Origin of the sequence: Pseudomonas viridiflava, from assembly GCF_900602065.1 — a bacterium.
Taxonomy (GTDB): Bacteria; Pseudomonadota; Gammaproteobacteria; order Pseudomonadales; family Pseudomonadaceae; genus Aquipseudomonas.
Map to the genome: position 1 here is coordinate 1 of NZ_UWFN01000249.1, position 381 is coordinate 381.

General features: G+C 64.6%; 1 protein-coding gene. It reads left to right on the forward strand.

Features of this window, described 5'->3' with window-relative positions:
• Positions 1-381 (forward strand): AMP-binding protein (locus EE949_RS13660; RefSeq protein ID WP_164666778.1); only part of this gene is annotated, 381 nt, incomplete at both ends.

Below are 381 nucleotides of genomic sequence, written 5' to 3' on the forward strand. Positions count from 1 at the left end.
CACCAACTCCGGCGGTACGGCGTTGATCAAGGCCACGGCCGAGCGTTGGGAACAGCTCACCGGCTGCGCGATTGGCGAGGGTTACGGCCTGACGGAAACGTCGCCGGTGGCCAGCACTAACCCGTATGGCAATAAATCCCGGTTGGGCACCGTGGGCATCCCGGTGCCGGCCACGGCGATGAAGGTGATTGACGACGAGGGCGGCGAACTGCCCTTGGGCGAGCGCGGCGAACTGTGCATCAAGGGCCCGCAGGTGATGAAAGGCTACTGGCAGCAACCGGCGGCTACCGCAGAGGCGCTCGACGCCGAAGGGTGGCTCAAGACCGGTGATATCGCAGTGATCGACGACGATGGCTTTGTGCGCATCGTGGACCGCAAGAA